Here is a 21,110-nt window from a genome sequence, read left to right as displayed (position 1 = left end):
GTGGGTAGGATGAACGCCGGCTTGGGTTTGTTTTGCCCGGGCCGGCGTTTTTGTGTACGGAGGATTGAGGAGCGGGTTTTAATGACGTTGCAATAATCAATCTGTGAAGAATTATGACAAAATATGACGACCTTGACGTTCTGTGTCTCATGAATAGAGCTCAACTTCCACACCCGCCCTTGTGCGTGCTGTAATTGTCCCATTATCATTCCCATCGGATGTGCTAGTACCAACGTGAGCACCCGGTGGAACGCATCATCATTCAACAGAAAGATTCATAGCCGTGAAGAAGTTTGCTGCTGCACTCGCAGTTGTCCCCATGGTCTTTGGTCTGGCAGCCTGCGGTTCTACCAACTCCTCCACTTCCTCCTCTTCCGAATCTAAGAAGGTCACCATCGGTGTGGTTGGCTCTGAGAAGTTCAACAAGACCCTGAAGGAAGAAGCTAAGAAGCAGGGTATCGACATTGAATTCAAGGAGTTCAGCGCTTACACCGAGCCGAACCCCGCACTGGACGCCGGTGACATCGACATGAACCGCTTCCAGCACATCGCGTACCTGTCCAACTACAACGTGAGCGCTAACAAGGACCTGCAGATTGTCGGCCCGACCGTTATCTACCCGATGGCTCTGTTCTCCAAGAAGCACTCCAGCCTGGCAGACATCCCCCAGGGCGGCGAGATCGTTATCCCGAACGACACCGTGAACGAAGCACGCGCGCTGAAGCTGCTGAAGACCAACGGTCTGGTTACCTTCAAGAACGCTGATGTTGACGCACCCACCATCGACGACGTGGACACCGCTAAATCCAAGGTGAAGGTCACCCCCGTCGACGCAACCCAGACCGTGGTCGGCATGGAATCTGCAGACGGTGCTGTTGTGAACAACGACTTCCTCAAGGATGCAGGCCTGAAGCCCGCAGACGCACTGGCTCAGGACGACCCCAAGACCGACCCCTCGGCAATCAAGTACGTGAACCTCTTCGTTGCTCAGAAGGACAAGGCTGACGACGAGACCTACAAGAAGATTGTCGAAATCTTCCACACCAAGCCCGTCATGGATGTCGTTCAGGAAGAGACCCGCGGCACCGCTGTTGAGGTCAACGTGAGTACCGACGAGCTGCGTCAGTCCCTGGCTAACGAAGAAGCCAAGCTGCGCGCCAAGAAGTAATCTTCTAAATACACGCCTCCTCTAGGTATACGCAAAGGCGGTAAGTCTAAGCACCCGATGCGGGTCACGACAGGCTTACCGTCCTTTGCGTACCGGCGTTAAGGCCCTTTGACGCCCCAACCACGACATATAACGGATACAAACTTATGAGTGAACTGGTACAGAGCTTCGATGATGTCATCGAGCCCATGGTGGTTCTGGACGGAGTCTCCAAGGTCTTCGGCAGCGGCCCCAAGGCAGTAGTTGCTGTCGACAACGTCTCCCTCACCATTAACCGCGGTGAAATCTTTGCAATCATCGGCTACTCCGGTGCCGGTAAGTCCACCCTCGTCCGCCTCATCAACGGCCTGGAAACCACCACCAGCGGCACCCTGACCGTCGGTGGCTTCCAGATTTCCGGTAAGCGCGACTCCGAACTGCGCGAAGTACGCACCAATATCGGTATGATCTTCCAACAGTTCAACCTCATGAACTCCCGCACCGTGCTCGGTAACGTCGAGTTCCCGCTCAAGATTGCCGGCTGGTCTAAGAAGGACCGCCGTGCTCGCGCCCTGGAAATGCTTGAGTTCGTGGGTCTTGCCGACCGTGCAGGTCATTACCCGAACCAGCTTTCGGGTGGTCAGAAGCAGCGTGTGGGTATTGCTCGTGCGCTCGCGACCAGCCCCGCCCTGCTGCTGGCTGATGAGTCCACCAGCGCGCTGGACCCGGAAACCACTCATGAAGTTCTTGCGCTCCTTAAGCGTGTGAACCGTGAACTGGGTGTGACCGTCGTGGTGATTACCCACGAGATGGACGTGGTCTCTAGCATCGCTGACCGTGTGGCTGTCATGGAGTCCGGCCGCGTGGTGGAGCAGGGCAACGTCTACGACGTCTTCTCCAACCCGCAGACCGATGTGGCAAAGCTGTTTGTTGCGACCACCGTCAAGCTCGCCCCCACCGGCAAGGAAGCGGCTGAGCTGCGCGCAAACCACAAGGGTTACCTCATCAACGTTGAAATCGTGGAGGGTAACCAGGAGCTCGGTAAGGTGCTGTCCTACCTGGGCGCCCGTAACGTCCGCTTCAATATTGTGGGCGGCGGTATTGAGACCCTGCAGGGTAAGGCGTACGGTACCCTCACCCTGGAACTTCTCGGCGAAATCACCAGCATTGATGCCGCCGTTGCCGAACTGAAGACCGTTGCCCGCGTGCAGGAGGTGCGCTAAATGTTTGCTACTACTCTTCCGCTGGCTGCGTCTAAGACGGACTGGTCCGAGTTCCTGCCCGAGAAGCTGCTCCCGGCTATCGGCGATACGTTCTACATGGTGTCTATCACCATGCTGTGCGCCGGTCTGGTCGGCCTGATTGTGGGTGCTCTGCTGTACACCACCCGTGCAGGTAATATCTTCCAGAACCGATTCGTGTACACGATCCTGAACATTCTGGTGAACGTGATTCGCCCGATTCCGTTCATTATTTTGATTGCGGCTCTGGGCCCGCTGACTAGTGCTGTGGTGGGTACCCGCCTGGGCGTGAACGCGGCGGTCTTTGCGATGAGCTTCGGTGCAGCATTCGCTATTGCTCGTATTGTGGAGCAGAATATGGTCTCCATTGATCCGGGTGTGATTGAGGCGGCTCGCGCGATGGGTGCTTCGAAGATGACCATCCTGTTTACCGTGATGATTCCGGAGGCGCTTGGCCCGCTGATCCTGGGTTACACCTTCCTCATTATCGGCGTGGTGGATATGTCCGCTATGGCCGGTTACGTGGGTGCTGGTGGTCTGGGTAAGATTGCGATTGTGGATGGCTACCAGCGCTTTAATGACGAGATTACCTGGGCTGTTGTGGCGATTATTATCGTCCTGGTTCAGCTGGTTCAGTTCATCGGTAACTCCCTGGCGAAGAAGGTTATGCGTCGATAAGCTTGTGCCCCTTGTAGGCCTTGTAGGTACTGTAGGTACGGCTGATACAGCATAGAAGACCCCCGGTCTGCTCCATAAGGAGCGGGCCGGGGGTCTTTCTTCATACCGGGGGAGGGGGTGCTAATTACTTATCCCTGCGTTGCTTGAGACTGTTGCGTCGCTTCAAGCTTGGTGATTCAGGTGCGCACCAGCGGAAAAGCATACGCACGTAGGAAAGAAGAAGAGAGGTGGGTGAAAGCAACAGGGGAAGTGAAGACTGTTTACCGCTGTATCTGCGATAAGAACCTAGAAATGTGTAAGGCAGAGGAGCATCTGAAGCGCATTAAGACGACTTAGGATGCAAGTTTGCTGAGGAGAGAGAACGGGCTGGGAGCTTTAGCCGCTAAACACTATAGTTTGTAGTGGTGCAAATTATTATTGAATTATTACTAAAATAATCTTGACTCCCATTTTGCTGATTGATATCATAAAAGTGTTCCGGTTCATATCAAACTAGAGATATCATCAACAGCTATTGTCGGAGCCGGTATAGAAGGACGTGGAATCGCGTTCTACGCAGATTGGGGTATACCACCGCTGAAAGCAAAAATTGAATAAATATCTGAGGTGATTAAGTTGGTCGACACTAGATACATACCGGTACCTGAATTATGTTTCGCAGGTTATTCTTTCTATTATTTTACATCTTCGCATGATTCAATGTTTTATAATGTTGCCGGTATTTTAATTCTTTGTGGATTTGTTGGATACTCTGCATATCGTGCAAATAAGAACTACGTACAACCTGCGGCATCCTTCATAAAATCCGTATTTTTTATGTTGGCTGTGGTAATTTTACAAGTGTATTGGCTTGACCCTTTGGCTCAGGTTGTAGTTCTACTTATGAGTATCCTGTACGCTTTTGTTTTCTATAAGCAACAGCCGAAATAAGCATCCTTGGAGTTCTAAAACACCTAGCATCACGAGAACCTGCCAATGTTCAGGTTCTCGTGATGTTTTGTATTGGTACCGTTTAGTGACACTTTGGAAAAGTAGCGCTCCGCGAGAGTGCTGATGAAGTCAAAGGGCTACAAGAGCGGGTGCTAGAGAGGCAGCTGATAAGCATAAAAGACCCCCGGTCTGCTCCATAAGGAGCAGACCGGGGGTCTTTCTTTATGCTGCTACGAGGTGGGGCGGGTGCCACTTAGCCCTGCGCCGCCTCAGACTGCTGTGCCGCCTCAAGCTTGGCGATCCAGGTGCGTGCCGCCTCCCAGAGCTGCGGGTCATTGAACGAATCGAAGCGCCCAAAACCGGCCGGTGTCTTTGCCGGGTCGGTGCCTTCCGGCACGTAAATCATGACCTTCGTACCGGCGTCACGTGCCGCCTGCGCGCCCGCGGGGGAGTCCTCGAACGCCAGCGCCTCGTGACCTTCAAAGCCGAGGCGACGTGCCGCCTCCAGGTACATGTCCGGGGCGGGCTTACCGGCCGGAACGTCGTTGCTGCTGACCCAGGTGCGCACCAGCGGGGCGTAACCGTAGCTTTCCATCTTCAGGGTCAGAATGTTCGCGGTGGAGTTCGACGCCACCGCAACCGGCATGTGCTCGCTCAGGAAGCCCAGGAACTTCTGCGCACCCTCAATCAGGTCCACGCCGGAGCTAATGATCTCGTGCTCGGTGGTGAGCAGGTCCTTCATCACGCGTTCATGGTGCTCGGCGTACTCTGCGGAGGTGGTGTCCGGCTTCTGGCCGTTCTGCGCCTCGTAGGAGAGCAGTGCAAGCTCCTCGGCGACATCGGCTGCTGCCAGGCCGGTGAGGCGATGCTCCACCTCTTCGGTGAAGGGAACAGACCAGCGGGCGAAAAGCTCACGCTGCACATCGTTCCAGACGGTCTCGGAGTCGAGGAGGATGCCGTCGCAGTCGAAGATGGCGCAGCGGGGGAACCAATCGGAGGGTACTGTGTGTTCAAACATAATGTCAGTCTCTCACAGGGGTTTAGGCTATGGAAGCGGTGGCCCGGTGCGTGAGAAAACATGCGGGGTTGCGCCCCGCCCGCAGAACGGAAAACCAGATGAAGAAACCCTCCCGCCGCATCCAGAACGGATGCAATGGGAGGGCAGAAGCTGAAACAGCTTAGAGAGCGGACACCGGCTTATGAGTCACCTGACGCATAAATGGAATGGTTGCCAATAAGCCCACATAGACCAGAGCCAGACCCAGTGCAATAGCGCCGAAGGTCAGACCGAACATCTTCGTCAGAATCTCACCGGAAAGACCCTGCGCTGCAATCAATGCCGTCAGCGGCAGACCCAGCAGCGCAGAAATTACGCTAATGAGCACCAACGGACCGAAAACCACGGTAAGACGCGAAGCCTGCAACATCCTCGTGGGGGTACCCATCATATTCAGCGAAGAATACAGCGAACCACGCTCGTAAATGGCGGCGCTCTGGTTCAGCACTGCGGAGAGAGTGACCAGCAGGTACGAGAAGAACAGCATCAGCAGCATGCCCTGAAAGATATCCTGCATGATGGTCATGAAAGGGCCGGCAGCAGGACCGGCTTCCTTTGCGTCTTTGCTCATCTCACCTGCCAGAATCAGGATGGGGCCGAAGAAGGTCACCAAGAAGGTCGACAGCGCCACACCCGAAACCTGACGCCACGCCCCGCGCGGGGATTCCAGCACCGCACGGTAACCCAGCAGAACCGACGCCTTCTGGGTCATGCGCACACGAATCTTCGCGTACGCCCACACGAGGAAAGTACCAATCAGGTCGATAGCAATCATCATCAGCACACCCGGCAACGCAATGAAAATCGCCAGGTTCTTCATTGCGCTATCGGCACCGCCGTTCTGGAAGGGCGAGAACATGCTGAAGCCCGTGGAGGTTGATGCCAGAATCATCACGGCAATGACTAGAACAATACCGATACCCAGAGCGATGTAACCGGCGGATCCAGCCTTCGCGCGGGTGCGCACACCCAGCGGGCTGATGCTGACCTTCGCCAGGCCGAAGAGGGAGCTGAGAGCCGCCAGGACCATACAGCCCAGGAAGCAGTAGAAAATCACGATCACCGGCAGGAGCATATTCTCAGCACCCAGCGGAACGTTCATGAAGTGCAAAGCGCCAAAGGGGAAAATCAGCACCAGGTAAAGCAGCAGACCGATGATGAAACCCACGAAAGAGTACACCAGTGCGTCCGCCACAGACAGACCCACAATTAGGGTCGTGGAGGCACCAATCAGGCGCAGGGACGCCAGACGCTCATCACGGCGGCGGGCACTCAAACGAGCAGCCGAAGCGCCCAGGGTAAAGAGCGGAACAATCAGCACCAGAGCGGCAACCCACGCCAAACCCATGTAGAGCTTCTGAATGCCCATCAGCTTGATCATTTCGTGGTCAACGTTGGCGTGCTCAAGCCACGTACTCAGCGCTTGAACACCACCGGCAACCGTCAAAAATAGTGCCGAGGAGGCGGCAAAAGCCAGCACGGGAAGAATCGCCTGCGAACTCCATAGGGTTCGCTTGGCGAGTAGAGCATAGATTTGCATTATGCACCTGCCTGAGACTGAGCGCCGAGGCTCTGAGCGTGGTTCTGGGAAGCGGGAACACCGCCCTGGTTATTGCGCTGATCGCTCACAATCTGACCATCCTGCAGATACACCACCCGGGAGCACGCCGCCGCCACGTTCGGGTCGTGAGTAACCACCAGCAGAGTCTTACCCTGCTGCGGAATCATGGTCAGCAGCAGAGCCATCACCTCACGAGCAGTCTTAGAGTCCAGCGCGCCGGTCGGCTCATCAGCGAAAGTCACGGGGGCACCGTTCACCTGCGAACGGGCAATAGCCACACGTTGCGCCTGACCGCCAGACATCTCACCCATACGGCGATCCACCATCTGACCCAGACCCAAACGGTTCAGTAAATCAATCGAAACGGCGCGTGCCTGCTGGCGCGGCATACCGGCAATCATCGCGGCAAGGGAGACGTTCTCCTCCGCAGTTAGCTCGGGAACCAGCAGACCCTGCTGGAACACGAAACCAAACGAGTTAGCGCGCAGGGAGGTGCGCTCACGCTCGCTGAGGGACTCCACCGCCACCTGACCGGCTGGGCCATTAAACAGCACAGAACCGGCATCGAGCTTGATAATGCCCGAAAGCGCATGCAACAGGGTGGTCTTACCGGAACCGGAAGGACCCATAATCGCCACGGACTCGCCGGGGAAAATATCCAGGCTCACGTTACGCAGCACCGGGTTATTGCCGTACGACTTGTGCAGGTTACGTGCAGAAATAATCGCACCGCGCGCGAAGGGCGCCTGCTGCATCTGCTGAGGTGCCTGAGCCGGGTAGCCCTGCTGGCCCTGATAGTAGCCTGCCTGACTCTGCTGGGTAGGCTGACCGGGCTGACCCTGCCGGGGATGACCTTGCTGAGCGGAATACTGACCGGCAGGCTGCGCCGCCTGCGGAGGGGTCATTGAGTACGGGTTCTGAGCCTGGAACTGCGGGTTCTGAGATTGAGGATTCTGCGTCATGACAACCTTCATTGGGTATGAACTAACGGAAGTACTCTTCTATCATCTCAGCTTCTCGGCAGCTCACCCCTCCGTCTGGGGGCTGAAAAATATGGGAAAACCCTGAAAAAATTCGCCCGACCGGGCGCTCAACCACCCCGCAGTTCATACCGCGGTATGAGTGCGCCTCAGCAGAAGGGATAAGTAAGCCGCACACCCCTTGAACTGCACTGAGGCTTTGAACTGCGCGGCGGCCTTGAACTGCATGGAGGCAGTGCCATACTAGAAGGATGACCGACGCACAGAACACCCCCATCATCACTCCGGTGCCCAACCTCGAAGCAGGAACCCGCATCATCTTCCTGCGTCACGGCCAGACCGACTGGAACATTGACCACCGCTTCCAGGGCGGCACCGACATCCCCCTCAACGACACCGGCAGGGAGCAGGTCCGAACCGCTATCGGCGCCCTGCAGCAGGTAGCAGCTGAGGGCATCACCGTGGACGCTATCGTCTCCTCGCCCCTTTCTCGCGCCGTAGAAAGCGCCGAAATCGTAGCCGAAGGCCTGGGCGTACCCTACCGCGGTGCCGTTGACGGCTTCCAGGAACGTTCCTTTGGTGACCTGGAAGGCCAGATCGCTACCCGCGAGCTGATTCTCGCCTCCCGCCAGTCCAACAACGCTTTCAATGTGGAACCGAAGAAGGACTTCCTCGCCCGCTCCCTCGCGGCGCTGAACCGAGTCCGCAGCGAATACGAGGGTCAGACCGTTGTGGTCGCCGCTCACGGCATGCTGATTGCCATGACCATGACCGCCCTGGTCGCTGAACGCCACCCCGAACTGCTCAATGAGGACGGCATCTACCCGATCCCCGTGAACGCCTCCCTGACCGAGGTGCCCCTGCAGTACCTGGACGACGCAATCGACCGCCTGCTCGTGCAGCACCAGGAACCCGAGCTGAGCCCTGAAGAAGTTCCGGCGGGCGCCGAAAACACGACCCTTACCCTGATTCGCCACGGCCAAACCGACTGGAACAAGGCGAACCTGATGCAGGGCATCACCGATATTCCGCTCAACGACACTGGCCGTGAGCAGGCACGCACCACAGGCCAGAAGCTGGCCGATATGGGTCTGAAATTCACCGTGCTGGTGTCCTCTCCGCTGTCCCGCGCCCACGAGACGGCGCAGCTGGTCGGTGAGCACTTCGACCTGCAGGTGCACAAGACCTACCCCGAGCTGGTGGAACGCGCCTACGGTGCCGGTGAGGGCCTGGACATTCCCATCCCCGAACGCCGCGCCCCGGAACGCTACTACCCGAACGTGGAATCCGAGCGTGACGTGTACATTCGTGCCGTGCGTACCCTGCGCGGCATCGTGCGTGAACTCTCTGAAGCCTCGGGAGACCAGAAGATTATTGCCGTCAGCCACGGCAGCTTTATCCGCCGCGCTCTCTCCGCAGCCGCCGGTGAAGAGTGGACTGTGACCGTGCCGAATGCCGAACCGCTCACCATTGACGTGCCGGGCCTGTTTGCGTGGGACTCGACCAAGCAGTTCGATGAGGCGGGTCGCCTTGTTTGGTAACGGACAACCCGGTAGCGGTTGCTCCGGAGCTCGCGTGTGGCAGCTGATTCTCTGGCCCGTCACGGCGCTGTACTGCGCGGTGGTGGCGAGTATTGTGTTCGCGCCCGTGCACGTGGACGATAACGAGATGGGCGGCCGCATGGTGCAGTTTTTGGATACCGGCCACGCCGAAGGCTGGCTACCCGCGTTCATCACCTATTCGAGCATCGAGCAGCTCTCGAACGTCATAATGTTCATTCCGGGCGGTTTTCTCTTTGCCCTGCTGCTCAAACCGAAGGCACGCCCCCATGTGCTGTACTTGGGGTTCCTGGTCAGCGCCTGCATTGAGACGATTCAGAGTTTCATGCCGGATCGTACAGGTGACGCGGTGGATGTGCTGATGAATGGTTTGGGTGCCCTGCTGGGCGCGGCGGGTGCTTTGGGTGTGCATCGTTGGCGTCGTGTGCGTCGCGAACGTCAAGGTAAGTAAGGTGCTGCACTCGGTGGAGGCGCTGGTTTTGAGGGTTCTTGGGGCCTGTGCCTCCACTTTTTGCCTTGTGAGGGCGCTGTGTAGGGTTTAACACTGTGCGGATGGTGGGGGAGTGAGAAAACCCAACAATTTATTAGGTCAAACAGACATAAACAGGCGGTGACCTCCGATATAGTGTGGTTTCGGTAGGGAACATTCGGGTAATATTCTGGTAAATACAGCGTTTTGTATTGACTCACCCACAAAAACCCACATAAAATCAAGTATTACCCTCACGTGTTTTGCTGGCTCACTGAAACCATGTCTCTCATGGCCATATAAGCCGAGCAGAATGCAGAAAAGAACGCACAGATTTCCTCCCACTAGCCCAAAGGAACACCAGAGTTATGTTCGCAGAAGAACGCCGTGCCGAAATTGCAAAGCTTGTTGCCTCCGCACGTCGTGTCAACGGCGCTGACCTTGCGCGTCGTTACGATGTGACCATGGAGACCGTGCGTCGTGACCTCGCCGCGCTGGAAGAGGCAGGTAAGCTCCGCCGCGTCCACGGTGGTGCGGTCACCATTGAGCAGTCCACCTCCCTGGAGTCCTCCATCTCCTCCCGACAGGGCATGAACACCCCCGAGAAGCGCCGCATCGCCACCAAGGCATACCAGATGTTGCGCGACTCCGAGGCAGGCTCCATCGTCCTAGATGCAGGCTCCACCATCGAAATTCTTGCCGACCACATCGGAGCCGAGAACTTCAGCCTCAAGACTGGCAACGACCGCATCATCATCACCCACGCACTGCATATTGCAGTCAAGCTCGCCGAAGCCGAGGGCGTTACCCTTGAACTGGTTGGCGGCCAGCTGCGCAAGATGACCTGGGCTGCTGTTGGTGCACGCGCCGCAGAGCACTTCGGTACCATGCGCCCCGATATTGCTTTCATCGGTGCCAACGGCATTGAAGCCCACTTCGGCATCTCCACCCCCGGCATGAACGAAGCCATCGTCAAGACCGCAATTTGTAAGGCAGCCCGCCGTGTGGTTTTGCTTTGTGACTCCGCGAAGTTCGGTCAGGAATCCCTGGTCCGCTTCGCTGGATTTGAGGATATTGACACCCTCATTACTGATCGCGAGCCCGAAGGTGCCCTTCGCCAGGCACTCGAGGCCGCAAATGTTGAGATAGTGATTGCCTAATGATTATTACTCTGACCGCCAACCCCAGCCTGGACCGCACCATTGAACTTGGTACACCCCTGGCTCACGGTGCCGTGCAGCGTGCTGTCGGTGCCGTACAGGATCCCGGTGGTAAGGGCGTGAATATTTCCCGCGCTCTGCAGGTTTCCGGTGTGTCGACCCTCGCCATTGTGCCCGGTGAAGCCAGCGACCCGGTGCTGACCGCACTGCAGGCTGTGGACGTCGAGTTCACTAACCTGCCCACCGGTGAGCCGATTCGCTCAAACATCACCGTGGTTGATCCGGATGGTACCACCACCAAACTGAATGCCCCCGGCACTGTTTTTGATGCCGAACTGCGTCAGAAGCTGGACGAGCTGGTAGTTGAGCGTTCCAAGGGTGCCGACTGGGTGGTTCTGGCTGGTTCGTTACCTCCGGGTCTGGAGCCGACCTACTACTCCGAGCTGGTGGCGGCACTGCGCGCCTCCGGCTACGAGGGCAAGATTGCTATTGATACCTCTGAAGCGCCGCTGATTGCGACCGTTGCCGGTGAGCATAAGCCGACCCTGATTAAGCCCAACTCGGAGGAGCTGGCTCAGTTGACCGGTAGCGATAACTGGGAGGAGCTGGAGGCCAGCCCCGAGCTGACCGCCCGCACCGCCCAGAAGCTACTCGGCGACGGCATCGAATATGTGCTTGCCACCCTCGGTGGCGGCGGTGCCGTGCTGGTCACTGAGCAGGGTATCTGGCACGCTGTGCACGAGCCGATTCAGGTTCGTAGCACTGTGGGTGCCGGTGACTCGTCGCTGTCCGGTTTCTTGATTGCTCACACTCGTGGTGAGGATGCCCCCGGTTGCCTGGTTCAGGCGGTAGCTCACGGTTCGGCTGCTGCTGCCCTGCCCGGTACCCGTATGCCTTCGCTAGAGCAGACCGCTCCTGAGAAGGTTAGTGTTCGTCAGTTGCAGCTCTAATTCGGCTGTTTTCACACCTCCAGCTTTTATTCTCAGAAGGGAATATAAGCTGCGGTGCTACCTAAACAGCCACACACATACGAACACAACACACTGCACACACTTTGAACCCATATAGGGGAGAAGCACCGCACCACTGAGCGAATCCCCGCCCCAACACATACCCGAGGAGGGAATATGTCTGATCTGATTACCGCAGATCTCGTCCTGTTGGACGAGAATCTCGGTGAGACCCGATTCGACGTAATTGCCAAGCTTGCCCAGGCAGTCGTAAACGCTGGACGCGCTACCGACTTCGAGCAGCTCTACGCGGCTGCCGAGGCACGCGAATCCAAGACCGACACCGGCATCCCCGGTGGTATTGCGATTCCGCACTGCCGTAGCGCTGCCGTCACCGAGCCGACCCTGGCGATGGCACGCCCCAACCCGGCAGTTTCCTTCGGCGCAAAGGACGGCCCCGCCGACCTGATTTTCTTCATCGCTGCACCCGACGGCGCTGACCAGGCTCACCTGAAACTGCTCTCCACCCTGGCACGTTCCCTGATGAAGAAGAGCTTCACCGCGTCCTTGCGTGAAGCCTCCTCGGCTGAAGAGATTGTTGAGCTGGTCAACGGTGCGCTCGGCGTAGGCGAGAAGAAGGCAGAAGCTAAGCCCCCCGAGGCTGCCCCCGCCGCCTCCGCTCAGGAAACCCCCGCTGCTTCGGCTCCGGTGAAGAAGATTGTTGCTGTGACTGCATGCCCCACCGGTATCGCCCACACCTACATGGCTGCGGACGCCCTCAAGTACGCTGCTGAAGAGCTCGGCTACGATCTGAAGGTTGAGACCCAGGGCTCCTCGGGTAATGAGAAGCTGACCCAGGCTGATATTGACGCCGCAGACGCCGTGATTTTTGCGGTGTCTGTGAACGTGCGTGAGCGTAACCGCTTCGCGGGTAAGCCCTTTGTCGAGTCTGCCGTCAAGCGCGGTATTGACGAGCCTAAGGAAATGATTGCGGAGGCTCTAGCTGAGGCTGAGAACCCCAACGGTGCACGCGTTGCTGCTGCCGCATCCAGCGGTGAGGACAGCCCAGGCGCTACCGAAGGCGCTTGGGGCTCGCGCATCTACAAGGCTGTAATGACCGGTATCTCCTACATGATTCCGTTCGTTGCTGCCGGTGGTATTCTGGTCGCCCTGGGTTTCGTTTTCGAGGCAATTACTATGCCGAATCTCGGCGATGTGAACACCAAGGCAATTCTCGATTCGGCAACCCTGTTCAACCTCGGTGATGTGCACTGGACCCTGTACCTGGGTGCTGTTCTGCAGACCATCGGTGGTTTCGGTCTGAGCCTGATGGTTCCGGCTCTTGCCGCGTACATTGCGTACGGTTTGGCTCAGCGTCCCGGTATCGCTCCGGGTTTCATTGCCGGTTCGGTGGCTCTTGCGGTGAACGCGGGCTTCCTTGGCGGTATTGTTGGCGGTATTCTCGCCGGTCTGATTGCGTACGCTCTGGGCACCCTGAAGCTGCCTCGCTGGCTTGGCTCGATGATGCCCGTGGTCATCACCCCACTGGTAACTTCTCTGGTTGCCGGCCTGGCGATGTACCTGCTGCTCGGTGCGCCCCTGGCTTGGGTTATGACCACCCTGCAGGATTGGCTGACCTCCATGTCTGGCGGTTCTGCTCTGCTGCTGGGTCTGATTCTGGGCGCCATGATGGCTTCTGACCTGGGCGGTCCCATCAACAAGGCTGCTTACCTATTCGCAACCGCTGGCCTGTCCTCGGGGGCGACTGTGAACCAGGAAATCATGGCTGCTGTCATTATCTCCGGTATGGTTCCGCCGCTGGCTATGGCTCTGGCAACCACTCTGCGCCCCAAGCTGTTCAACGAGAACGAGCGTGAGAACGGTAAGGCTGCGTGGCTGCTGGGTGCATCCTTCATCTCTGAGGGTGCTATTCCCTTCGCTTCGGCTGACCCGGCTCGCGTGATTCCTTCGACCATTGTTGGTGGCGCTATCGCCGGTGCAATCTCCATGGGTGCGCACGTGGCTTCTCCGGCTCCGCACGGTGGTATTTGGGTTATTGGTCTGGCGCAGAACCCGCTGATGTTCCTGGTGGCTGTTGCTGCCGGTACCATTGTTTCGGCGTTGCTGTACGTGGTATTGAAGTCCCTGGGTGCCCGCTCTAAGGCATCCGTGTAAAGGCCGTATAACCTCACCTTGCATTTGATCGTCTGTTTGCGGGCGTGAGTGTGAAAAAACACGTTACACTGTAGACAAACCACAGATAGGACATGAACTCTATGACTACCTACAAGGGCGTCGGCGTATATGCCGGCCGCGTTATTGGCCCCGTTCTTCAGATGCCTAAGCCCATCGAGGAACCCAAGGATGGTCTGCGTCTGAGCGGTGAGACCGCTGAGGCTGCGGCACAGCGCATCAAGGACGCATCGGTCCGCGTCAAGGAAGACCTGCTGGCTCGCGCAGAGAATGCAGGCCGTGACGGTAAGGCTGTTCTGAAGTCCACCTCTCAGATGGCTACCGACCGTGCACTCATCAAGAGCGCTATCAAGCTAGTTGAGGCTCAGGAGATGGCTCCCGAGCGCGCAATCTGGGAGGCCGCAACCTCCTTCGCAGACCAGATGGCTGCCCTGGGCGGCTACATGGCTGAGCGCGTCACCGACATCCACGACGTGCGTGCCCGCATCGTTGCTGAGCTGACCGGCCAGCAGGCTCCCGGCATCCCCGTTTCTGACGAGCCGTTCATCCTGGCTGCTATTGACCTGGCACCGGCTGATACCGCGACTCTGGACCCCGAGAAGGTTATTGCACTGATTACCTCTGACGGTGGACCGCAGGCACACACCGCTATTCTGGCTCGCGGCTTGGGCCTGCCCGCTATTGTGGCTGCTAAGGGCGTGACCGACATTGCTGACGGCACCATCGTCTACGTGGACTCCAACGAAGGCATCGTTGACACCGAGCCCACCGACGCTGACCGCGAAGCAGCAATCAAGTACGCAAACCGCAAGCCCGTCGCTGACTTCGACGGTCAGGGTGTGCTGGCTGACGGCACCCGCGTTGAGCTCTACGCAAACGTTGGTGACGGCAAGTCCGCTGAGAAGGCTGCAAGCCTGAAGGCTGAGGGAGTTGGCCTGCTCCGCACCGAGTTTGGCTTCCTGGGCCACGACGCTGAGCCTTCCATCGAGACTCAGGCTAAGACCTACAAGTCCGTGTTTGACGCATTCCCCGGCAAGCACATTGTGGTTCGTACCCTGGACGCTGGCGCTGACAAGCCCCTACCGTTCCTGAACGTGAACCCCGAAGAGAACCCCGCACTGGGTGTTCGTGGTTTCCGTACCGACTGGACCGTTCCGGGCGTTCTGACCCGCCAGCTGGAGGCTATTAAGGCTGCTTCGGAGAACTCCGACGCTGATATCTGGGTTATGGCTCCGATGATTTCGACCACTTCGGAGGCGCGAAACTTCGCGAACATGCTCAAGGAGATTGGCCTGCCCGTTCACGGTGTGATGGTTGAGACCCCCGCAGCTGTGATGAACGCTGAGGCTATCCTGGGCGAGGTCGACTTCGTGTCCATCGGTACCAACGACCTGACCCAGTACACCATGGCGGCTGACCGTCTGCTGGGCGACCTGGCGCACCTGAACAACCCCTGGCAGCCTGCAGTGCTGAAGATGATTAAGATGACCGTTGAGGGTGCTCAGCGTGCATCGGTCACCGCGGGTAAGAAGAAGTACGTGAGCGTCTGTGGTGAGGCTGCGGCTGACCCGGCTCTGGCTGTTGTTCTGATTGGTTTGGGTGTTGACACTCTGTCCATGAATGCTGGCGCTATCCCCGCTGTGGCTGCGGTTCTGAAGTCTGTGACCAAGGAGAAGGCACAGCAGATTGCGGCTATCGCTCTGCAGCAGATTTCTTCTGCTGAGGCGAAGGAGAGCGCACGTAAGGCTCTGCCGATTCTGGACGAGCTGGGCCTCTAAGCCTTAAAACGATTCCGTGTTCTGCCTACCGCCCCTCGACGGGGTGTGGAGGTAGTGTCCGGATCCGTAAAAATGCCGGGTGCAGGGTCTTATTTTTGCATCCGGCATTTTTGTACTTGTTAGCGTATGGCTGAACGGTACAATTTATAGAGTAAGGGCGGGTCCTGAAGCGCCCCGTTCATTTAGAATAGGTACTGATATATTTTCAGTTCCTTAATCAAAGGAGAAACATAATGGCAGAGCGCGAAGCCACTATTGCAAGCCGTGTTGGCCTGCACGCACGTCCGGCAGCTATCTTCGCTGAGGCAGCTGGCGACCTCCCCGTTGAGGTGACCATTGCTGCTAAGGGTGAGCCCGCAGATGAGGCTATGGACGCTGCATCGATTCTGTCCCTGATGTCCCTGGGCGCAAAGCACGGCGACGTTGTTGTCCTGCGCGCTGAGGGCGAAGGTGCTGAAGAGGCTCTGGACTCGCTGGTTAAGATCCTCGAGACCGACCACGACGCTGAGTAATTGACTCTCGCCTCTGAGGTCAACCCTAAGCGGTGCACTTCGGAGGCTGTGAAGGCTACAGCCTTAAAGCGTGAATATCCCGTCACTTCGGTGGCGGGATATTTCTTTATTTTATTATGAATAATTCGTGTTTTATTGAGTTATGAGTGAAGGTACATGGAAGATATTTCTTTGTATAAATCTTAATGTACATATAATATTTATTTTTCCTTGAAAATATCTCCCAAAATATTTTCTGTATACTAGAAACCTATATTTCTCTCCAGTGCAACGAAGCTATCTATTGTAGATATCGTAGAGCGCTTTTTTGCTCATATAACCGCTGGATAGAAAAGCGATATTTCTGTTTGCCAGTGCTACCACAGAATCCTGCCCTTGTTAGACTAAATAGGCACTGTCTATCTGGGAGGGACATTGGCAGAATCGAGGAACACCCCCGCGAACTCCACATCGCGGGAAGCTTCGCATGCAGGCGAAGCAAACACTGCCGCGACGGAAGGAAGCGAGCAGAATACTACCGAAGGCTACATTGCCGGTAAGCGCGGTTTTCCCCTGGTTTCACTAGACCAGGTCACCGACGAGAAATTACGCCGTGTATTGGCTCGGCAGACCCCCTCTGCGAAAACTCAGGAGGGTACCGTCGCAGCAGAAGCTGTCAGCGAAGTACTCCAAGAAGTAGCTGCGGACATGGGCATCCCCGCGCAGGAGGTAGAGCCCGCCAGCGACCCCGAGCCGAGCTCTAACAGTCACGGTGCACGCACCGTTATTGATCCCTCCCTCATACCTGTGGACGACCTGGACGCATACCGTGAGGACCCGCACCCCATCACTTCAAGCAATATGGTGACTGAGGCGGCGCTGACTCGGCCCTCCCAACCGGTACCTATGACTGGTATGATTCCGCAGGTGCCGAACTCTCACGCAGCCCGACGCTACGGTGCGGAACCTACCGCCGTGCCGAAAACTGGACCTGTCTCAATGTCCACCACCTCCGTACCGCTGGTCAACGGTGGCTCTCGCGGCCTGTTTGGGCGCGGTAGTGGTGGCCGTTGGGGTTCGCGTCGCCTCCGCTCCTTCGTGCGCGCTGAGGAGGCTGCACCGGCTGCCCCGCGCGGTGCCCAGCGGATTGCTCAGCGTCAGTTTGTGCCGACTATTCGTACCGAAGACCATGAGCGTCGTGAGGCATTCCGCCGCGAGAAGGAATACGCTCGTGACACGCTGAACTTCACCTTGCGCCTGGCAGAGGCGATGTTCCACTATGGCGCGGATGCTATGGATGTTGACTCGGCGATTATTGCGGTTTCTTCGGCGTATGGTTTGGACTCGGTTGAAGTGGATATTACAAACCAGTCGGTGACCATCAACTATACGTCGGACCCCGATATTTACATGGAGTCCCGCATCGCTAAGCGCAATGTGAACGCTGAGGAGCGCTTCACCCACACTTTGGTGCGTGTGGTGCGTTCCTCTACGGAGAACTATGAGGCACTTTCTGAGGTGTACGGGCTGATTTACAAGATCACTCGCGGCGGTATGACCCTGGAAATGGCTGATTTGAAGCTGAACCAGATTACGCACCGCCCTAAGCCGTTCCCGCCTCTGGTGGTGTGGCTGGCGAATCTAGCGTGTGCTGGAACCCTGACAGCGGCGCTGGGGGCGAGTTTTGCGACGGCGTTGAGCGCTGCGATTATCTTTATTCCCGTGTATCTGCTGATTCAGTGGTTGAGTTCGATTGGTATTCCGGTCTTCTTCCGCATGGCCGCTAGTGCAGGTCTGATGACTTTCTTGGCGATTTGGCTGGGCGGTGAAGGGTCCATTCTTTCGGTGCTTCAGCGTCAAGGAGAGGCGATTTCGGCACCTCTGGTGGTGGCTGCGGGCATGATTATGTTCTTGCCGACTCCTCGTCTGGTGGGTGCCGTGCAGGATGCGATCAATGGCTTCCCGGTGACGGCTGCGGGCCGTTTTGTATCGACGGGTATGAGCTTCTTGGGCCTGGTGGTTGGTATTGCCACCGCGGTGAGTGCGATTAATATTTTCAACGGACCGACCCTGGATATTGAGCAGCTGCGTTTTGAGCCGACGACCCCGCTGGTGGCGTCTTTCTTCTTCCTGGTAGCGATTGCAACTTTTGCAATTACCTTGCAGACGAAACTGGTGAAGGTCGGTTGGCTGATGGTCATTACGGGTTGCGGTTTGGCGGCGTATTACGGCTACGAGATATTTGCCGGTCCGAGTACTGGTCGTGGTCCGACGGCGTGTGCGGCGGTTGTGATTGGTGCGTTGAGCACGTATTTTGCCTACCGTCTGCATGTGCCTCAGGCAATTTTCTCGATTCCGGCGATTACGTTCTTGCTGCCGGGTCTGTCGTTCTTCCGTGGTATGTATTTATTGACGGTTGAGACGGATGTGATTCTGGGTCTACAGAATATGATTACGGCGGTTTCAATTGTTGTGGCGATGGCTTCGGGTGTTGCCTTGGGCAATTACACGATGCAGTACGCGCTACAGCATTTTATGACTCCGCGGAATGTGGAGCCGGCAAATTCTTAACCTTATTTTCAAGGGTATATAGTCAATATTGCATATATTGGATGTAGCGAAGGGGCGGTAACATACGAGTTCAACTCACATGCTACCGCCCCTTCGCTACATCCATTGCGTCAGTTCTTACGCTGGATCTTTTACTGTGCCTAGCGAGCCGTCCTAGTGGACTGTCCAATCCACCGGCTCCGCACCCTGCTGCACCAGCAAAGAATTTACGGTTGAAAACGGGCGCGAACCAAAGAAACCACGATGAGCAGACAGCGGCGAAGGATGCGTCGACTCCACGCTCGGGTACGGCTGCAGCATGGGTGCGCACTTGCGCGCATCCGCGCCCCACAGTAGACCCACCAGTGGCTGGTTACGCGCCACCAACGCGCTGATAGCGCACTCGGTGATCTCCTCCCAACCCTTGCCGCGGTGCGAACCCGCATCAGACTCGCGCACCGTCAAAACCCTGTTGAGCAGCATGACGCCCTCATCGGCCCAGCAGGACAGGTCACCGTGATCAGCCGGGGCGATACCCAAATCATCCTGCAGCTCCTTGTAAATATTATTCAGCGAACGAGGCAGAGGCATACCACGGTGCACAGAGAACGACAGACCCATCGCATTGCCCGGAGTGGGGTAGGGGTCCTGACCAATAATAAGGACCTTTACCTGGCTCATTGGGCGGCGGAACGCATTGAAAATATCGGTAGCAGGTGGGAAAGTACGGTATCCCGCCGCGTGCTCCTCACGCAGGAAAGCGCCCATGGCGTGAATCTGCTCTTGGACGGGGGCGAGTGCTGCCGCCCAATCCTCGCTCATAATGCTGCTGAGGGGCTGGTTCATAAATCTCCTCGGGCTGATGCGGCTCCGGCGGTCACGGTGCCGGGCGCGCTACGGTTACTTCTCTTCTAGACTAGGGGATGACGAATACTTGCGGTAGGTGACGCCAACCGCGGCAGACGAGCTGCAGACAGGAGGGAACGTGTCAGAACAGGAACGAGCTGAAACCGCTGAGGCCCAGCCGGAAGCACAGAACCAGCCGGAGATAGGGAGCCAACCCGGTGGCCTGACCCCGGTGGAGCGCCGCATCCTTGATGTGGAGCGCCGCCGCTTCAAGCACCAGGGCTCCAAAGAGAAGGCGATTATCGCCGCCGGATTTACCCCGATTGCCTACTATCAGCGCCTGAACGTGATGCTCGATGATGAGCGGGTATGCACCGCAGCGCCGCAGATTATCGATGTTCTGCGTGCCCGCCGAGACGCTGACTAGGGGTTTGAATTGGGGGAGCTGTGAGAGCTTTCCACCTCCTGCTTTCAGATACCGTACACCTTAAGTTCAACCAGAGATTAAACACTGTGCGGTGTCTGCCTCTTTCACAGCCGGTTGCGAGGCCTTCACGTTGGTTCTCGCTAGTTGAGCCGGTACTCTAGGTACTAGAACACCAAGACCGTACCTTCTGCAGCTGCGACTGCGCGCGCGGTAGGGCGGTACGGTACCAGCCGGTAAACAGAGACCCGTGAAATGAGGATAAATGAGCTACCCCCGCGACGAATTTGATGAGGTAGACGAAAATACCGCCCGCCGCGGAACCTACCGCGCGGTCAATGCTGACCCGGCAAAGAGCCTCAAGGGCGCTATCCCCCTGGTAGCTGCAGGTGCAGTTGGTCTGCTCATCGGCGGCGCGATGTACGTGTACGCGCCGCGCACCGCCTCCCCGCAGTACTCGGCATCCGCAGCGAAGAGTAGCTCCGCCTCCGCAATAGCATCGGCGTCCTCCGCGCCGGCTAACGCTTCCGCATCGGCAAGCGCTACGAAGACCGGTCTGGCTGAGTCCATCTCTGTGGCAGTCTACAATGCGGCGGCTCCGGCGGGTAGCGCATCTGGTGCGGCGGCTCTGCTGACCGGTTACACCATCAGCGAGACGGCAAACTACACGGGTGTGGCACCGGCAACCAGCGTGGTCTACTACGCTGAGGGATACCAGTCGCAGGCGCAGAGTATCGCCTCGAAGCTGGGCATTACTCAGGTGCGTCAGGCAACCTCCGATGTCCAGATGGGCAACCACGAGGTCATTGTAATTCTGTCGTCGGACTACACCGGCTCCGCTACTGCATCGGAATAGGTTCAGGCGGTTACCCGGGTGAGTCTAAGCCCGCGCCCACTGTTTCTGTCATAACGACTTCTGCTCAACCCCATCCGCGCAATTCCATTGATGCGTCGGGTGGGGTTGATGCTTTTAACGCCCCTCACGTACTCCCGGCGGGCACGCCATTAACGCCCCTGTAGGTGGGCTTGATGAGCGCAGATTAAGCACTGGGCGATTAACCCTGCAACCTTGGGCTTAAACGTTTGCTCCATGCCG

General features: G+C 57.4%; 17 protein-coding genes. 13 read left to right on the top strand and 4 right to left on the bottom strand.

The features are described from left to right. The first annotated feature begins 283 nt into the window (after positions 1-283). The 3 genes from O3648_RS04885 (at position 284) to O3648_RS04875 (ending at position 3,066) form a co-directional block, all read left to right on the top strand. A complete protein-coding gene (locus tag O3648_RS04885) occupies positions 284-1,168 on the top strand; it encodes a MetQ/NlpA family ABC transporter substrate-binding protein (RefSeq protein WP_371568826.1) in 885 nt (294 codons plus the stop codon). A gap of 146 nt (positions 1,169-1,314) precedes the next feature. Then, positions 1,315-2,370: a methionine ABC transporter ATP-binding protein gene (locus tag O3648_RS04880; protein ID WP_371568823.1), complete on the top strand. Its 1,056-nt coding sequence runs from the start codon at positions 1,315-1,317 to the stop codon at positions 2,368-2,370. Next, positions 2,371-3,066 (top strand): methionine ABC transporter permease, encoded by a 696-nt coding sequence (locus tag O3648_RS04875; protein WP_371568821.1) that lies wholly within the window; start codon positions 2,371-2,373, stop codon positions 3,064-3,066. It abuts the gene before it with no gap. Positions 3,067-4,249: 1,183 nt separating this feature from the next. Here the strand turns inward: O3648_RS04875 and O3648_RS04870 are convergent. The 3 genes from O3648_RS04870 to O3648_RS04860 form a co-directional block, all read right to left on the bottom strand. Next, on the bottom strand, positions 4,250-5,014 hold the full coding sequence (locus O3648_RS04870; protein ID WP_371568819.1) for an HAD family hydrolase: 765 nt from the start codon (positions 5,012-5,014) through the stop codon (positions 4,250-4,252). 160 nt (positions 5,015-5,174) lie between these two features. Beyond that, on the bottom strand, positions 5,175-6,593 hold the full coding sequence (locus O3648_RS04865) for an FtsX-like permease family protein (protein WP_279754723.1): 1,419 nt from the start codon (positions 6,591-6,593) through the stop codon (positions 5,175-5,177). After that, positions 6,593-7,576 carry an ABC transporter ATP-binding protein gene (locus tag O3648_RS04860; protein ID WP_279754726.1) on the bottom strand — a complete coding sequence of 328 codons (984 nt, stop codon included), beginning with the start codon at positions 7,574-7,576 and terminating at the stop codon, positions 6,593-6,595. Before O3648_RS04860 ends, O3648_RS04865 begins: the two co-directional genes overlap by 1 nt. Positions 7,577-7,845: 269 nt before the next feature. On the opposite strand from O3648_RS04860, the gene O3648_RS04855 reads away from it, so the two are divergent. From O3648_RS04855 to O3648_RS04820, 8 genes are all read left to right on the top strand, one after another. Beyond that, complete coding sequence (locus O3648_RS04855; protein WP_279740977.1) at positions 7,846-9,135, top strand: histidine phosphatase family protein; 1,290 nt, start codon at positions 7,846-7,848, stop codon at positions 9,133-9,135. Next, positions 9,125-9,604 (top strand): VanZ family protein, encoded by a 480-nt coding sequence (locus O3648_RS04850; RefSeq protein ID WP_279788373.1) that lies wholly within the window; start codon positions 9,125-9,127, stop codon positions 9,602-9,604. Before O3648_RS04855 ends, O3648_RS04850 begins: the two co-directional genes overlap by 11 nt. A 386-nt stretch (positions 9,605-9,990) precedes the next feature. Then, positions 9,991-10,782, top strand: coding sequence for a DeoR/GlpR family DNA-binding transcription regulator (locus O3648_RS04845; protein ID WP_049357323.1), 792 nt, complete (start codon positions 9,991-9,993; stop codon positions 10,780-10,782). Next, complete coding sequence (locus O3648_RS04840) at positions 10,782-11,732, top strand: 1-phosphofructokinase family hexose kinase (RefSeq protein ID WP_279740974.1); 951 nt, start codon at positions 10,782-10,784, stop codon at positions 11,730-11,732. Before O3648_RS04845 ends, O3648_RS04840 begins: the two co-directional genes overlap by 1 nt. A gap of 177 nt (positions 11,733-11,909) precedes the next feature. Beyond that, complete coding sequence (locus O3648_RS04835) at positions 11,910-13,907, top strand: fructose-specific PTS transporter subunit EIIC (RefSeq protein ID WP_371568812.1); 1,998 nt, start codon at positions 11,910-11,912, stop codon at positions 13,905-13,907. Between the two features lie 101 nt (positions 13,908-14,008). Next, the gene (ptsP, locus tag O3648_RS04830; protein WP_279741072.1) at positions 14,009-15,703 is read left to right on the top strand and encodes a phosphoenolpyruvate--protein phosphotransferase; all 1,695 of its coding nucleotides are present in this window, start codon (positions 14,009-14,011) and stop codon (positions 15,701-15,703) included. 233 nt (positions 15,704-15,936) lie between these two features. Beyond that, positions 15,937-16,215 (top strand): HPr family phosphocarrier protein, encoded by a 279-nt coding sequence (locus O3648_RS04825; RefSeq protein WP_005504506.1) that lies wholly within the window; start codon positions 15,937-15,939, stop codon positions 16,213-16,215. A gap of 414 nt (positions 16,216-16,629) precedes the next feature. Then, positions 16,630-18,765 (top strand): threonine/serine exporter ThrE family protein, encoded by a 2,136-nt coding sequence (locus O3648_RS04820; protein ID WP_371568809.1) that lies wholly within the window; start codon positions 16,630-16,632, stop codon positions 18,763-18,765. A gap of 153 nt (positions 18,766-18,918) precedes the next feature. Here O3648_RS04820 and O3648_RS04815 read toward each other — a convergent pair whose 3' ends face one another. Then, positions 18,919-19,590: a uracil-DNA glycosylase gene (locus tag O3648_RS04815; protein WP_371568807.1), complete on the bottom strand. Its 672-nt coding sequence runs from the start codon at positions 19,588-19,590 to the stop codon at positions 18,919-18,921. 139 nt (positions 19,591-19,729) lie between these two features. On the opposite strand from O3648_RS04815, the gene O3648_RS04810 reads away from it, so the two are divergent. Beyond that, a complete protein-coding gene (locus O3648_RS04810) occupies positions 19,730-20,017 on the top strand; it encodes a DUF3263 domain-containing protein (RefSeq protein ID WP_371568805.1) in 288 nt (95 codons plus the stop codon). A gap of 262 nt (positions 20,018-20,279) precedes the next feature. After that, a complete protein-coding gene (locus O3648_RS04805; protein ID WP_371568804.1) occupies positions 20,280-20,870 on the top strand; it encodes a LytR C-terminal domain-containing protein in 591 nt (196 codons plus the stop codon). The last annotated feature ends 240 nt before the right edge of the window (positions 20,871-21,110 follow it).

The organism is Rothia sp. 27098_8_161 (assembly GCF_041432905.1).
Taxonomy (GTDB): domain Bacteria; phylum Actinomycetota; class Actinomycetes; order Actinomycetales; family Micrococcaceae; genus Rothia.
This window is presented reverse-complemented; position numbering and strand designations above follow the sequence as displayed.

Bases quoted from the DNA above. Each gene is read 5' to 3' on its own strand.
- O3648_RS04880 (WP_371568823.1), top strand. From the start codon at position 1,315: ATGAGTGAACTGGTACAGAGCTTCGATGATGTCATCGAGCCCATGGTG.
- O3648_RS04875 (WP_371568821.1), top strand. From the start codon at position 2,371: ATGTTTGCTACTACTCTTCCGCTGGCTGCGTCTAAGACGGACTGGTCC.
- O3648_RS04870 (WP_371568819.1), bottom strand. From the start codon at position 5,014: ATGTTTGAACACACAGTACCCTCCGATTGGTTCCCCCGCTGCGCCATC.
- O3648_RS04865 (WP_279754723.1), bottom strand. From the start codon at position 6,593: ATGCAAATCTATGCTCTACTCGCCAAGCGAACCCTATGGAGTTCGCAG.
- O3648_RS04860 (WP_279754726.1), bottom strand. From the start codon at position 7,576: ATGACGCAGAATCCTCAATCTCAGAACCCGCAGTTCCAGGCTCAGAAC.
- O3648_RS04855 (WP_279740977.1), top strand. From the start codon at position 7,846: ATGACCGACGCACAGAACACCCCCATCATCACTCCGGTGCCCAACCTC.
- O3648_RS04845 (WP_049357323.1), top strand. From the start codon at position 9,991: ATGTTCGCAGAAGAACGCCGTGCCGAAATTGCAAAGCTTGTTGCCTCC.
- O3648_RS04840 (WP_279740974.1), top strand. From the start codon at position 10,782: ATGATTATTACTCTGACCGCCAACCCCAGCCTGGACCGCACCATTGAA.
- O3648_RS04835 (WP_371568812.1), top strand. From the start codon at position 11,910: ATGTCTGATCTGATTACCGCAGATCTCGTCCTGTTGGACGAGAATCTC.
- ptsP (WP_279741072.1), top strand. From the start codon at position 14,009: ATGACTACCTACAAGGGCGTCGGCGTATATGCCGGCCGCGTTATTGGC.
- O3648_RS04825 (WP_005504506.1), top strand. From the start codon at position 15,937: ATGGCAGAGCGCGAAGCCACTATTGCAAGCCGTGTTGGCCTGCACGCA.
- O3648_RS04815 (WP_371568807.1), bottom strand. From the start codon at position 19,590: ATGAACCAGCCCCTCAGCAGCATTATGAGCGAGGATTGGGCGGCAGCA.
- O3648_RS04805 (WP_371568804.1), top strand. From the start codon at position 20,280: ATGAGCTACCCCCGCGACGAATTTGATGAGGTAGACGAAAATACCGCC.